The organism is Paraburkholderia acidiphila (assembly GCF_009789655.1).
GTDB classification, from domain to species: domain Bacteria; phylum Pseudomonadota; class Gammaproteobacteria; order Burkholderiales; family Burkholderiaceae; genus Paraburkholderia; species Paraburkholderia acidiphila.
Genome location: NZ_CP046909.1, coordinates 490,694 through 503,832, shown reverse-complemented (window position 1 = coordinate 503,832; position 13,139 = coordinate 490,694). Strand labels below are relative to the sequence as shown.

Annotated in this window: 11 protein-coding genes; 5 read left to right on the top strand and 6 right to left on the bottom strand. The window is 65.8% G+C overall.

Features of this window, described 5'->3' with window-relative positions; translation table 11 throughout:
- Positions 1 to 51 precede the first annotated feature (51 nt).
- The 5 genes from FAZ97_RS02335 (at position 52) to proC (ending at position 5,747) form a co-directional block, all read left to right on the top strand.
- The gene (locus FAZ97_RS02335; RefSeq protein WP_028201996.1) at positions 52 to 1,557 is read left to right on the top strand and encodes an FAD-linked oxidase C-terminal domain-containing protein; all 1,506 of its coding nucleotides are present in this window, start codon (positions 52 to 54) and stop codon (positions 1,555 to 1,557) included.
- A gap of 141 nt (positions 1,558 to 1,698) precedes the next feature.
- Positions 1,699 to 2,787, top strand: coding sequence for a glycolate oxidase subunit GlcE (gene glcE / locus FAZ97_RS02330; protein ID WP_158757002.1), 1,089 nt, complete (start codon positions 1,699 to 1,701; stop codon positions 2,785 to 2,787).
- Between the two features lie 18 nt (positions 2,788 to 2,805).
- Positions 2,806 to 4,035 (top strand): glycolate oxidase subunit GlcF, encoded by a 1,230-nt coding sequence (gene glcF, locus FAZ97_RS02325; RefSeq protein WP_158757001.1) that lies wholly within the window; start codon positions 2,806 to 2,808, stop codon positions 4,033 to 4,035.
- Positions 4,036 to 4,210: 175 nt separating this feature from the next.
- Entirely contained in the window at positions 4,211 to 4,909 is a 699-nt protein-coding gene (locus tag FAZ97_RS02320; RefSeq protein WP_158757000.1) for a YggS family pyridoxal phosphate-dependent enzyme, read from the top strand.
- Positions 4,910 to 4,931: 22 nt separating this feature from the next.
- Complete coding sequence (gene proC, locus FAZ97_RS02315; RefSeq protein ID WP_158756999.1) at positions 4,932 to 5,747, top strand: pyrroline-5-carboxylate reductase; 816 nt, start codon at positions 4,932 to 4,934, stop codon at positions 5,745 to 5,747.
- Between the two features lie 77 nt (positions 5,748 to 5,824).
- On the opposite strand, the gene ubiA is transcribed toward proC, so the two are convergent.
- From ubiA to recG, 6 genes are all read right to left on the bottom strand, one after another.
- A complete protein-coding gene (ubiA, locus tag FAZ97_RS02310; RefSeq protein WP_158756998.1) occupies positions 5,825 to 6,688 on the bottom strand; it encodes a 4-hydroxybenzoate octaprenyltransferase in 864 nt (287 codons plus the stop codon).
- A 180-nt stretch (positions 6,689 to 6,868) separates the two neighbouring features.
- Entirely contained in the window at positions 6,869 to 7,357 is a 489-nt protein-coding gene (locus FAZ97_RS02305; RefSeq protein WP_158756997.1) for a Dps family protein, read from the bottom strand.
- A 169-nt stretch (positions 7,358 to 7,526) separates the two neighbouring features.
- Positions 7,527 to 7,703 (bottom strand): hypothetical protein, encoded by a 177-nt coding sequence (locus FAZ97_RS02300; protein WP_158756996.1) that lies wholly within the window; start codon positions 7,701 to 7,703, stop codon positions 7,527 to 7,529.
- An 88-nt stretch (positions 7,704 to 7,791) separates the two neighbouring features.
- Positions 7,792 to 9,231: a catalase gene (locus FAZ97_RS02295; protein ID WP_158756995.1), complete on the bottom strand. Its 1,440-nt coding sequence runs from the start codon at positions 9,229 to 9,231 to the stop codon at positions 7,792 to 7,794.
- Positions 9,232 to 9,623: 392 nt separating this feature from the next.
- Positions 9,624 to 10,583, bottom strand: coding sequence for a hydrogen peroxide-inducible genes activator (locus FAZ97_RS02290; protein ID WP_069268466.1), 960 nt, complete (start codon positions 10,581 to 10,583; stop codon positions 9,624 to 9,626).
- 159 nt (positions 10,584 to 10,742) lie between these two features.
- The gene (recG, locus tag FAZ97_RS02285) at positions 10,743 to 13,034 is read right to left on the bottom strand and encodes an ATP-dependent DNA helicase RecG (protein ID WP_233271612.1); all 2,292 of its coding nucleotides are present in this window, start codon (positions 13,032 to 13,034) and stop codon (positions 10,743 to 10,745) included.
- Between the last annotated feature and the right edge of the window lie 105 nt (positions 13,035 to 13,139).

Genomic DNA, 13,139 nt, shown 5'->3' with positions numbered 1-13,139 from the left:
AGCGCGACGAGCGCAGAGAAGCGCAATCAAGCGCAACAGACGGGAGGAGACATGAACGCACCAGAGGCGAACTTGCCCGAGCTGAGCCCGGAGGCGCTCGCGCAACGTCAGCGCGAGGTGGTCCAGGCGTTGATGGCCGTGTTGCCGGCGCATTGCCTGCTGCATCGCGAGGAGGACACCGTCGCCTACGAGTGCGACGGCCTTGCCGCCTACCGGCGGCTGCCGCTCGCAGTGGCGCTGCCGGAAACCGAGTCGCAGGTGCAGCGCATCGTGCAGATCTGCCGGCGCCTCGACGTGCCAGTCGTGCCGCGCGGCGCGGGCACGGGCCTCTCGGGCGGCGCGATGCCGATCCGGCACGGCATCGTGCTTTCGCTTGCGCGCTTCAAGCGCATTCTCGAGGTCGATCCCTACGCGCGCACGGCCACGGTTCAGCCTGGCGTGCGCAATCTGGCCGTTTCCGAAGCGGCAGCGCCTTTCGGCCTTTACTACGCGCCGGACCCTTCCTCGCAGATCGCCTGCACGATAGGCGGCAACGTTTCGGAGAATTCGGGCGGCGTGCATTGCCTCAAGTACGGCCTCACCGTGCACAACGTGCTGCGCGTGCGCGCCGTGACGATGGACGGCGAGATCGTCGAATTCGGCTCGCTTGCGCCCGATGCGCCCGGCCTCGATCTGCTCGCGGTGATGATCGGCAGCGAAGGCATGTTCGCGATCGTCACCGAAGTGACCGTCAAGCTGATTCCGCGCCCGCAAACCGCGCAGGTCATCATGGCGAGCTTCGACGACGTCGTGAAGGGCGGCGACGCCGTGGCAGGCATCATTGCCTCGGGCATCATTCCGGCGGGCCTCGAAATGATGGACAAGCCAGCCACGCGCGCCGTGGAAGAGTTCGTGAACGCAGGCTACGACCTCGACGCCGCCGCGATCCTGCTGTGCGAAGCCGACGGCACGCCCGAGGAAGTCGCCGACGAAATCGCGCGCACGACCACGGTGCTGCGCGAGCATGGCGCCACGCGCATCCAGATCTCGCGCACCGAGGAAGAACGCCTGCGCTTCTGGTCGGGCCGCAAGAACGCGTTTCCGGCGGCGGGCCGCATCTCGCCCGACTACTACTGCATGGACGGCACAGTACCCCGCCGAGCGATCGGGCCGCTGCTCGCGCGCATCCACGAGATGGAAAAGCAGTATGGGCTGCGCTGTATCAACGTATTCCATGCCGGCGACGGCAACATGCACCCGCTGATTCTCTTCAACGGCAACGACCTCGACGAGTGGCACCGCGCGGAGGCCTTCGGCTCGGATATTCTCGAAACCTGCGTCGAGCTGGGCGGCACGGTGACGGGCGAGCACGGCGTGGGCATCGAAAAGATCAATTCGATGTGCGTGCAATTCTCGCCGCAGGAGCGCGATGCGTTTCATGCGGTGAAACACGCGTTCGACCCGGCGAGGCTGCTCAACCCCGATAAGGGGATCCCCACGCGCGCGCGCTGTGCCGAGTACGGGCGCATGCACGTGAGAGGGAACCTGCTGCCGCACCCCGAGTTGCCGCGCTTCTGACCGACGCACGAACGCGCGCAAAACACCGCGCCGTTTATGCGTTTCGCGTGACCGGCATGAGGGTCCGCTCCGGGTTGTCAGGCGAGGTTCGCTCAGTACAATCGAGCGAACCATATAACGAACAAGCGCGACCATCACGACATGGAAGAGGACGACATCGTCTCGGACTGGTCCGAACGCATCCGGGCGGCGAGCGCCGATGGGCGGGCGCTGCGCATTCGCGGCGGGGGCACCAAGGACTGGTACGGCCAGTCGCTCGAGGGCGAGATTCTCGACACGCGCGCACACCGCGGCATCATCGCGTACGACCCGGCCGAGCTGGTGATCACGGCGCGCGCCGGCACACCGCTTGTGGAAATCGAAACGGCGCTTGCGGCCCACGGCCAGATGCTTGCGTTCGAGCCGCCGCACTTCGGCGCGCAGGCCACCCTGGGCGGCTGCATTGCCGCGGGCATTGCCGGGCCGCGGCGGGCGAGCGCGGGCGCACCGCGCGACTTCGTGCTGGGCGCGGTGCTCATGAACGGCCACGGCGAGGTGCTGCATTTCGGCGGCCAGGTCGTGAAGAACGTAGCGGGCTACGACGTCTCGCGGCTCATGGCGGGCTCGCTCGGCACGCTCGGCCTGCTGCTGGAGCTTTCGGTGAAGGTACTGCCGGTGCCGCAGGCGGAAACCACGCTCAAGTTCGACATGAACGGCACCGACGCCGTGCGCAAGCTCAACGAATGGGGCGGCCGCCCGCTGCCGATGACGGCGAGCGCCTGGCGCAATGGAACGCTCGCGGTGCGCCTCGCCGGTGCGGAAGCGGCCGTGAAAACCGCGCGCGCGAGCCTCGGCGGTGAAGTCGTGGACGCCGTGGAGGCGGAACGCTTCTGGGCGGGCCTGCGCGAGCAGACCGATCCGTTCTTTGCCTCGATCGCACCGAATGCCGCGCTGTGGCGGCTCGCGCTGCCCTCGATCGCGGAGCCCCTGCAACTGCCGGGCGCGCAGCTGATGGAATGGGGCGGCGCGCAGCGCTGGTGGATCACGGAAACCGACGCGCAAACGGTGCGCATCAGCGCGAAGCAAGCCGGCGGTCACGCCACCATGTTCCGCACGGGACGCGACTACGACCGCAGTGCGGGCGTCTTCACGCCCTTGCCCGCACCGCTCATGAAGATCCATCGCGGCCTGAAGGCCGCCTTCGACCCGGCCCGCATCTTCAATCGCGGCCGGCTGTACTCCGACTTCTGACGACACCCACACGCGGCGATGCAGACGAACCTCGCGGACTTCATACGCAACACCCCCGACGGCGACGAAGCCGACGCGATCCTGCGCAAGTGCGTGCATTGCGGCTTCTGCACCGCGACCTGCCCGACCTATCAGTTGCTCGGCGACGAGCTGGACGGCCCGCGCGGGCGCATCTATCTCATGAAGCAGATGGTGGAAGGCGCGCCGGTCACGAAGAGCACGCTCACGCACCTCGACCGCTGCCTCACGTGCCGCAGCTGCGAGACGACCTGCCCTTCGGGTGTGCAGTATGGGCGCCTCGTGGAAGTGGGCCGCAAGCATGCCGAACAGATGGTGCAAAGACCGCTGCGCCAGCGCCTCATGCGCCGCCTGCTCGCGGGCCTGCTGCCGCGCCGCGCGCTGTTCACGCCGGCCATGCGCCTTGGCCAGCAGGTGCGCCCGCTCCTGCCCAAGCGCCTGCGCGACAAGGTGCCCGTGCGCCAGCGCTCGCTTGCGTGGCCCACGGCGAAGCACGCGCGCAAGATGCTGATGCTGCAAGGCTGCGTGCAGCCCTCGATGATGCCCAACATCAACATCGCCACCGCGCGCGTGCTGGATGCGCTCGGCATCGAGACGATCGTCGCGTCGCAATCGGGCTGCTGCGGCGCGATCCGCTTGCACATGGGCTACGCCGACGATGCGCTCGACGACGTGCGCGCAAACATCGACGCCTGGTGGCCATACATTGAGCAAGGCGTGGAAGCGATCGTGATGAACGCCTCGGGCTGCGGCGCGACGGTGAAGGAATACGCGCACCTGCTGCGCGACGATCCGGCCTATGCGGAAAAGGCGCGCCGCGTGGTCGAACTCACGCGCGATCTTTCGGAGCTGCTGCCCGCGTTCGAGGAACAGCTCGTGGCCGCGACGAGAAAGCGCGGCATCAAGACCGTGGCCTGGCACCCTCCCTGCACGCTGCAGCATGGCCAGCAGTTGCGCGGCGGCGTGGAAAAGCTGCTTACCGCACTCGGACTCGACGTGCGGCTGCCCGCCGACAGCCATCTTTGCTGCGGCTCCGCAGGCACGTATTCGATCATGCAGCCGCGCCTTTCCTACACGCTGCGCAACCAGAAAGTGGACCGGCTGCAGGCGCTGGAGCCGCAACTGATCGTTTCCGCCAACATAGGCTGCATCACGCACCTGCAAAGCGGCACGGCGATTCCGGTCACGCACTGGATTGAACTGGTCGAACATATGCTGGCGACAAATTGAGCCCATCGGCAACGGAACCAGCGTAACGAAGCGCACGGCGCGCCAACAGTCGGCCAATCGACATAGCCTTTCTGGCCAGTGTTTCGCGCCGTGCGCAGTCCGTATAATGGCCGTCGTTCTGTTCGTTTTGGATCCAAAAGCGGCGCGAATGCCAGCGCGCCGGCCTTCACGCCCGATGACCGATCTCTCCCACCATCTCGAAGCTGTCCGCAAGCGCATCGCCGCCGCCGCCCGCAACGCCGGCCGCGACCCGCAAAGCGTGGAATTGCTCGCGGTTTCGAAAACGTTTCCCGCGCAGGATGTACGCGCCGCTCACGCCGCGGGCCAGCGCGCGTTCGGCGAGAACTACGTGCAGGAATCCGTGGACAAGATCGAGGCGCTCGCCGACCTGCGCGCGAGCATCGAATGGCATTTCATCGGGCCGCTCCAATCGAACAAGACACGCCCCGTCGCCGAGCGTTTCGACTGGGTCCATTCGGTCGATCGTCTGAAGATTGCCGAACGCCTTTCGGCGCAACGTCCCGCCGGCATGGCGCCGCTGAACGTCTGCCTTCAGGTCAACGTGAGCGGCGAGGCCAGCAAGAGCGGCGTCACCCCGCAAGAAGCGCAGCAGGTCGCGAAGCAAATCGCCGCCCTGCCCAACCTGCGCCTGCGCGGGCTCATGTCGATTCCCGAGCCGGAAACCTCGCTCGAGGCGCAACGCGCGCCGCACCGCCAGCTGCGCGAGCTGTTCGAAGCGCTACGCGCAGAAGGCCTCGCGCTCGACACGCTCTCCATGGGCATGTCAGCCGACCTCGAAGCGGCGGTACTCGAAGGCGCGACGATCGTGCGCGTCGGCACCGCGATCTTCGGCGCGCGCGACTACTCTCACTGATTCACTGAACGATTCCATCACCATGAAAATTGCCTTCATCGGCGGCGGCAACATGGCCGCCGCACTCATCGGCGGCCTGATCCGCAAGGGCGTTCCCGCCGACAATCTCTACGCGATCGATCCGAACGAGGACGCCCGCAAGCGCAGCGCCGAGCAGTTCGGCGTGCGCACCGGCGCCGCCGCAGACGCCGCGCTCGCGTCGTATGACGCGGTGCTGATCGCAGTGAAGCCGCAAATCGCCAAGGCCGTGGCCGAGGGCATCGCCCCGCACCTCGGCGCGCATCAGGTCGTCATCAGCATCATGGCCGGCATTCGCATCGACGACCTTTCGCGCTGGCTGAACGGCCACGCGCGTGTCGTGCGCACGATGCCGAACACGCCCGCGCTCATCGGCATGGGCGCAACCGGTCTCGTCGCGAGCGGCGGCGTCGACGCGCCGGGCCGCCAGCTTGCGTCCGACGTGCTCGGCGCTGTAGGCCAAACGGTCTGGTTCGACGACGAAGCGAAGATCGACGCGGTCACGGGCATCTCGGGCAGCGGCCCGGCCTACGTGTTCTACTTCATCGAAGCGCTCGAAGAGGCCGCGCGCCAGCTCGGCATGGACGAGCAGCAAGGCCGCGCGCTCGCCATCGCCACGTTCGCGGGTGCGGCGCAACTCGCGCTGCAATCGGACGAGCCGCCCGCCGTGCTGCGCGAGCGCGTGACCTCCAAGGGCGGCACGACGGCCGCAGCGCTGGCGTCGTTCGACGCATCCGGCGTGAAGGCCGCGATCGTCAAGGGCGCGCTCGCGGCGGATGCGCGTGCGAAGGAAATGGGCGAGGAATTCGGCAAGCAGTAAGCCTGCCACAGCGTCATGAAAAAAAGCGCCGGGTGTGTCATGCACCCGGCGCTTTTTAGTTTGGAGCCGATCGGGCCTTAGAGTCCCGCGACCGCGTAGTGCGCCGCGATCCCCACGAACAGCACGCCGCCCAACCAGTTGTTGTGGCGGAAGGCGGCGAAGCACGGCATGCGCTCGCGGCCCCTGATGAGCGTGTAGTGGTAAATCGCGCAACCCACCGCCGCTGCCCAGCCGAGCCAGTAAAGCCAGCCGAAACCCAGCGTCACGCCCACCCACACGTAGATGCCCAGCGTCACCGCGTAGCAGAGCATGATCGCGAACACATCGAAGCGGCCGAACGTAAGCGCAGAGGTGCGAATACCGATCTTGATGTCGTCATCGCGATCGACCATGGCGTACTCGGTGTCGTAGGCGACGGACCAGAATACGTTCGCGGCCAGCATGATCCACGCGAGCGCCGGCACGTGGTCCTGCACGGCGGCGAACGCCATCGGAATGCCAAAGCCGAACGCAATGCCCAGGTACGCCTGCGGTATCGCGAAGAAACGCTTCGTGAACGGATACGACGCCGCGACGAACAGCGCCACAACCGAAAGCTGCTTCGTGAGCGCATTGAGCGGCAGGATCAGCAGGAACGACACGAGCGCGAGGCCCGCGGCAATCGCCACCGCTTCCCAGGCGCGGATGCGGCCCGACGTGATGGGGCGCTCGGCCGTGCGCTTCACGTGGCGGTCGAAGTCGCGGTCGGCGTAGTCGTTGATCGCGCAGCCCGCCGAGCGCATCAGCACCGTGCCGAGCGTGAAAATGACCAGCAGCGAGACTGGCGGATGACCGTCGGAGGCGATCCAGAGCGCGTTGAGCGTCGGCCACAGCAGCAGCAGGCTGCCGATCGGCTTGTCCATGCGGACGAGCCGCAAATAGAGCGGGAGTCGGGCGAACATGATCGGGGCGGGAAAAGCGATGCCGCTATTGTAGGCCAGGGCGCCGATTCGCCGCCTCCGCCTCCGCCCTCGCGGCGAGCCGCACCCGCGCAAAACAAAGACAAAGGCCCGCCGGACATCCGGCGGGCCTTTCATTGCACTTCCCGTGCGGCGCTCATGCGGCCGCCGCGTACTGCGTGATCAGGCCAGCAGCGAGCGCAGCATCCACGCGGTCTTTTCGTGCGTCTGCATGCGTTGCGTGAGCAGGTCGGCGGTCGGTTCGTCGTTGGCCGCTTCCGTCGACGGGAAGATCGCGCGCGCGGTGCGCACCACGGCTTCCTGGCCTTCCACCAGTTGGCGGATCATGTCTTCCGCGTTCGGCACACCGTCCGCTTCGGGAATCGACGAGAGCTTCGCGAATTCCTTGTAGCTGCCCGGCGCATGCACGCCCAGCGCGCGAATGCGTTCGGCGATCGCGTCCACGGCCAGCGCGAGTTCGTTGTACTGCCCCTCGAACATCAGATGGAGCGTGTTGAACATCGGCCCCGTCACGTTCCAGTGGAAGTTGTGCGTCTTCAGATACAGCGTGTAGGTGTCCGCGAGCAGGCGCGAGAGACCGTCCGCGATCTTCTTGCGATCCTTGTCGCTGATGCCGATGTTCACGTGCTGTACGGTTGCTTTTTTGGCCATGACGACTCCTTGTGTAGCAGTGAGACTACGCGTGCGTGTTGCGATCCGGTTGCGCCGCCTGCGCCTCGCAAGACTGGCGCGCCAACGCTAGATCGGCCGTCAGTGTAGCCTGGAAATATCGTAAACCCGGTTCATCCGGCCCTACTGCCGGGCAACGCGTCCCGCCCGTTCAGTGTCCGGCGAGGTGCGCAAAGGCTTGCGTGGCGATCGCCACGAAGCCGCTCGCCACAATCGCGAAGCCCACCACGCGGCGCACGATCTGCGTGCCTTCCGCGCGCGTCTGCGCCATTGTCGCGGCCTCGCCTCGTCCCATGGTCTTGAGTGTCATCGTCATCGTTCGGGTCATGATCGTGCTCCTTGGGTGTTGCCTGGTAGGCATGCTTCACGCGCGGTTTGTTGTCCTGCTGTTGTGTCAACAAACCGCGCCTCCAACCTTATTTGGCCAGCTTCTCGATCGCGTCGATCACGCCTTGCGCATACGCTGGATCGGCGCGGCGGAAGTGCTCGATCTGGCGCTCAACGATCTCAGCAGGCACACCGTTGATGTGCCGCGCGATGTTCGCGAAGAGCCGCTCGCGCTGGCCCGCGTCGAACAACCGGAACAACGCGCCCGGCTGGCTGTAGTAATCGTCGTCTTCGCGGTGATCGTAGTGATCGACCGCACCCGCTGCACGCGGCGGCTCACCGGCCTGCGGACGCTGGGCGAAGTCGCCGAAACGGCTCGGCTCGTAGTTCACGTTGCCGCCGAGATTGCCGTCGGTACGCATTGCGCCATCGCGGTGGAACGAGTGGAACGGGCAACGCGGCGCGTTCACCGGAATCTGGTGATGGTTCACGCCGAGCCGGTAGCGCTGCGTGTCGCCATACGAGAACAACCGCCCTTGCAGCAAGCGATCCGGTGAGAAGCCGATGCCCGGCACCACGTTCGCCGGCGTGAAAGCGGCCTGCTCGACATCCGCGAAATAGTTCTGCGGATTGCGGTTCAGCTCGATCGTGCCGACGTCGATCAGCGGATAGTCCTTGTGCGGCCACACTTTCGTGATGTCGAACGGGTTGTACGGCACCTTCGCGGCATCGGCCTCGGGCATCACCTGAATGCGGAAATGCCACTTCGGGAAGTTGCCCTTCTCGATCTCGTTGAAGAGATCGCGCTGCGCCGATTCGCGGTCCTGCGCCACCACCTGCGCCGCTTCGGCGTCGCTGTAGTTCTCCACGCCCTGGGCCGACTTGAAGTGGAACTTCACGTAAAAGCGCTCGTTATTCGCGTTGATGAACGAGAACGTGTGCGAACCGAAACCATGCTGCTGGCGATAGTTCTTCGGAATGCCGCGATCGCTCATGAGGATCGTCACCTGATGCAGCGACTCCGGATGATGCGACCAGAAGTCCCACGCGGCCACGTTGCTGCGCATGTTGGTGCGCGGATCGCGCTTTTGCGTGTGGATGAAGTCCGGGAACTTGAGCGGATCGCGAATGAAGAACACCGGCGTGTTGTTACCGACGATGTCCCAGTTGCCCTCTTCCGTGTAGAACTTGATCGAGAAGCCGCGCACGTCGCGCTCGGCATCGGCCGCACCGCGCTCGCCCGCCACGGTCGAGAAACGGATGAAGAGCGGCGTTTCCTTGCCGACTTCGCCGAACACTTTGGCCTTCGTGTAACGCGAGATGTCGTGCGTGACCTTGAGCGTGCCGAACGCGCCCGAGCCCTTCGCGTGCACGCGGCGCTCTGGAATCACTTCGCGATCGAAGTGCGCGAGCTTTTCGAGCAGCCACACGTCTTGCAACATCACGGGCCCGCGCGGGCCGGCGGTCAGGGAGTTCTGGTTATCGACGACGGGTGCGCCGGCTGCCGAGGTGAGAGTACGGTCGGTCATGCTGGATTCCTTTCTGGCTTGCAGGTGTTCTGGAATGCGGGGAATGCTGCGGCGGGGAAGCGCCAGAGCGTCAGGCGGACAGCGCGCGGTCGACCAGCAGCGAGAACCACACCGTGCGAAGGCCAGAATCGGCGCGTGCCGAACTGCTGGGTGCAGAAGTGTTCGAGTGGGTGGTTTGCATGGGTTCCTCCTGAGCGTTTCCGGTTGAGATCGGTTAGGAGGAACTTTATCAACAACTATCGATATCGATAATTTGATTTACTTAATCTATCGAATAGACGCGAGTTATTGGGGTCGCAAGAAACGTAAGGAAGGAGTGTTGGCGCGGGCGAATAACGCGCCAGAAAGGAAAACGCGCCGCGCAGCCCGAAAGCGCGCGGCGCGATGTACTGTCAGGCCGCCTCGGCGGGCGCCTCGATCTTCTTCACGCCGGGCAACTCACAAGCGTGGATCGCGTCGACGATCGCCTCGATCGCGGGCATGCGCGTGAAGCTCTTGCGCCACGCGAGCACGACGCGGCGGTCCGGCACCGGCTCGTCGAACGGCACGTACGACAGCAGCCCGGAATCGACACCGCCCGCGTGCGGCTTCACCTCGGTCACCGACATGCGCGGCAGCACGGTAATGCCCACTCCGCTCGCGACCATATGGCGGATGGTCTCCAGCGACGAACCTTCGAAGGTCTTCTGGATGCCGTCGGCGTTTTGCGAGAAGCGCATCAACTCCGGGCACACGCCCAGCACGTGGTCGCGGAAGCAGTGGCCGCTGCCGAGCAGCAGCATGGTTTCCTGCTTGAGGTCGTCCGGGTCGATCTTCGGGCGCTGTTCCCAGGCATGGCCCGACGGCAGCGCCACGACGAACGGCTCGTCGTAGAGCGGACGCAGCGTGAGGCCGGTTTCAGGGAACGGCAGCGCCATGATCGCCACGTCGATCTCGCCCTGTTTAAGCAGCTCGATGAGCTTGAGGGTGTAGTTCTCCTGCAGCATGAGCGGCATTTGCGGCACGCGCTTGATCATCTGCTTGACGAGCGTGGGCAGCAGGTACGGTCCGATCGTGTAGATCACGCCGAGGCGCAGCGGCCCGACGAGCGGGTCCTTGCCCTGCTTGGCGATTTCCTTGATGGCGAGCGTCTGCTCGAGCACGCGCTGCGCTTGCGTGACGATCTGCTCGCCGATGGGCGTCACGCTCACCTCGCTCGTGCCGCGCTCGAAGATCTGCACATTCAGTTCGTCTTCAAGCTTCTTGATGGCGACCGAAAGGGTCGGCTGGCTCACGAAGCAGGCTTCCGCGGCCCGTCCGAAGTGGCGCTCTCGAGCTACCGCGACAATGTATTTCAGTTCAGTGAGCGTCATTCGGGGACCAATCAAAAAGGGTGAATCAATAGCTTGTACTTATACACCTATGGCGGCGATTCGCCAATAATCAACACCCCTATGCGGGGCGTGATCAAAACAAAAGGGTCAGACGGCATAAGCGCGCACAGGTTCCGCGCAACGGACTCAATGGACTGTTTACGCTTTCAGGTACTGCTCGCGCGCGCCGAGCCAGCGGTTCAGATGCTGCGTGACGACGTGCGGAAACTCGTGCAGCAGGCGCTCGGCGGCGCCGCGCGCGGGCTCGATGAGCCACGCGTCGTTTTCGAGGTTAGCGAAGCGCAGCATCGCCGCGCCGGATTGGCGCGCGCCAAGGAACTCGCCGGGGCCGCGGATTTCGAGGTCCTTGCGCGCGATCTCGAAGCCATCCGTCGTTTCGCGCATGGTTTGCAGGCGCTGGCGGCCCGTGAACGACAACGGCCCCGTATAGAGCAGCACGCATACCGAAGCGGCGCTGCCCCGCCCCACGCGCCCGCGCAACTGGTGAAGCTGCGCGAGGCCGAAGCGCTCGGCGTGCTCGATCACCATCAGCGAGGCGTTGGGCACGTCCACGCCCACTTCGATCACCGTCGTCGCCACGAGCAGTTGCACTTCGTTGCGGGAAAACGCATCCATGACGGCGGCCTTGTCCGTGGAAGCGAGGCGGCCGTGTACGAGCCCCACGGTGAGTTCCGGCAGCGCGGCCACGAGCGTTTCGTAAGTCTCTACGGCCGTTTGCAGCTGCAACGTCTCGCTTTCCTCGATCAACGGACATACCCAGTACACCTGACGACCCGTGAGCGCCGCCGCGCGCACGCGCGCGATCACTTCCTCGCGGCGTGCGTCGGAAATGAGCTTCGTGAGGATCGGCGTGCGGCCGGGCGGCAACTCGTCGATGGTGGAGACGTCGAGGTCCGCGTAGTACGTCATGGCGAGCGTGCGAGGAATCGGCGTGGCCGACATCATCAATTGATGCGGCTGGAACTCGCGATGCGCCTGATCGGGTGATTTCGCGTTCTGCGCCTTGGCGCGCAACGCGAGCCGCTGCTCCACGCCAAAGCGATGCTGCTCGTCGACGATCACAAGGCCCAGGCGCGCGAATTCCACAGCGTCCTGAATGATCGCGTGCGTGCCGATCACGAGCTGCGCCGTGCCGAGCGCCGCGGCTTCGAGCGCTGCACGCTTTTCCTTCGCTTTCAGGCTGCCCGCGAGCCACGCCACCTGCACGCCGAGCGGCTCAAGCCAGCCACGCAGCTTGCGCGCGTGCTGTTCCGCGAGAATTTCGGTAGGCGCCATGAGCGCGGCCTGATAGCCCGCATCGATGGCCTGCGCGGCCGCGAGCGCCGCAACCACGGTCTTGCCGCTGCCGACGTCGCCTTGCAGCAGACGCTGCATGGGGTGCGGCTGTTCGAGATCGTGGGCGATTTCGGCCACCACGCGCTCCTGCGCGCCCGTGAGCGTGAACGGCAGCGCGCCGCGCAGCCGCGCGAGCAGCGTCTCTTCGTTCTTGCGCCCCGCGACGTGCCGCGCCATCGCGGGCGCGGCGCGCGTGCGGCGCTCTTCGTGCGCGCGTTTGAGCGACAACTGCTGCGCGAGCAGTTCCTCGAACTTGATGCGGGTCCACGCGGGATGCGAGCCGTCGATGAGCGCGTGCTCGTCGGCGTTGACGGGCGGGTGGTGCAGGGTCTTGACGGCGTCCATGAGCGGCGGCACGTCCAGCGGCGCCATGAACTCGTGCGCCACGGATTCGGGCAGGAGTTCGGGCAAATGCGCGCGCGAAAGCGCGTTGTCGATCGCCTTGCGCAAATACGCCTGGCTCACGCCCGCCGTGGACGGATACACCGGCGTGAGTGCCTGCGGCAGCGGCGCGTCGCCTTCCACGACCTTCACCGCCGGATGCACCATCTCCATGCCGAAGAAGCCGCCGCGCACATCGCCGCGCACGCGCAGACGCTTGCCGATCGCCATCTGCGCGACCTGCGAACCGTAGAAGTTCAGAAAGCGCAGGTGCAGCTCGTCGCCGTTGTGGTCCCGCAGCTTCACGACGAGTTGGCGACGCGGACGGTAGGCGACCTCATTGTCGAACACCACGCCTTCGGTTTGCGCGATGCCGCCCGGCAGCAGTTCGCCAATGGGCGTGAGCGTGGTTTCGTCCTCGTAGCGCATCGGCAGATGCAGCACGAGGTCGATGTCGCTGCGCAGGCCGAGCTTGGCGAGGCGGTCGGCGGTTTTGGTGAGCTTGGGCTTGTCTTTGGACGCGCCTTTCTCTGCGGCCGCCTCTGCAGCCTTCTCCGCGGATTTTTTGCTGGCGCGTTTGCGCGCGGGCGCTGCGGCCCCTTGCGCCGCCTCTGCTTGCCGTGCCCGCGCGCCGTCCTCGGGCGTGCGCGCGTCGTCGGACGCGTCGCTCGCGGAATCGGATTCGGACATCAATCGGCTAACGGATGGGGGCATGGGCAGCTTCGCAAGTACAATATCGGCTTTCCGGCATGGCGCGGCGCGTGCAGCGCGACGGCCTTTGCCATCGGGCACATCGCGCGCATCGCTATCGCACACGTC

Coding starts and splice junctions, on each gene's coding strand:
- FAZ97_RS02320 (WP_158757000.1), top strand. CDS start 4,211: ATGACCGATCTCTCCCACCATCTCGAAGCTGTCCGCAAGCGCATCGCC.
- FAZ97_RS02335 (WP_028201996.1), top strand. CDS start 52: ATGAACGCACCAGAGGCGAACTTGCCCGAGCTGAGCCCGGAGGCGCTC.
- proC (WP_158756999.1), top strand. CDS start 4,932: ATGAAAATTGCCTTCATCGGCGGCGGCAACATGGCCGCCGCACTCATC.
- FAZ97_RS02305 (WP_158756997.1), bottom strand. CDS start 7,357: ATGGCCAAAAAAGCAACCGTACAGCACGTGAACATCGGCATCAGCGAC.
- recG (WP_233271612.1), bottom strand. CDS start 13,034: ATGCCCCCATCCGTTAGCCGATTGATGTCCGAATCCGATTCCGCGAGC.
- ubiA (WP_158756998.1), bottom strand. CDS start 6,688: ATGTTCGCCCGACTCCCGCTCTATTTGCGGCTCGTCCGCATGGACAAG.
- FAZ97_RS02300 (WP_158756996.1), bottom strand. CDS start 7,703: ATGACCCGAACGATGACGATGACACTCAAGACCATGGGACGAGGCGAG.
- glcE (WP_158757002.1), top strand. CDS start 1,699: ATGGAAGAGGACGACATCGTCTCGGACTGGTCCGAACGCATCCGGGCG.
- FAZ97_RS02290 (WP_069268466.1), bottom strand. CDS start 10,583: ATGACGCTCACTGAACTGAAATACATTGTCGCGGTAGCTCGAGAGCGC.
- glcF (WP_158757001.1), top strand. CDS start 2,806: ATGCAGACGAACCTCGCGGACTTCATACGCAACACCCCCGACGGCGAC.
- FAZ97_RS02295 (WP_158756995.1), bottom strand. CDS start 9,231: ATGACCGACCGTACTCTCACCTCGGCAGCCGGCGCACCCGTCGTCGAT.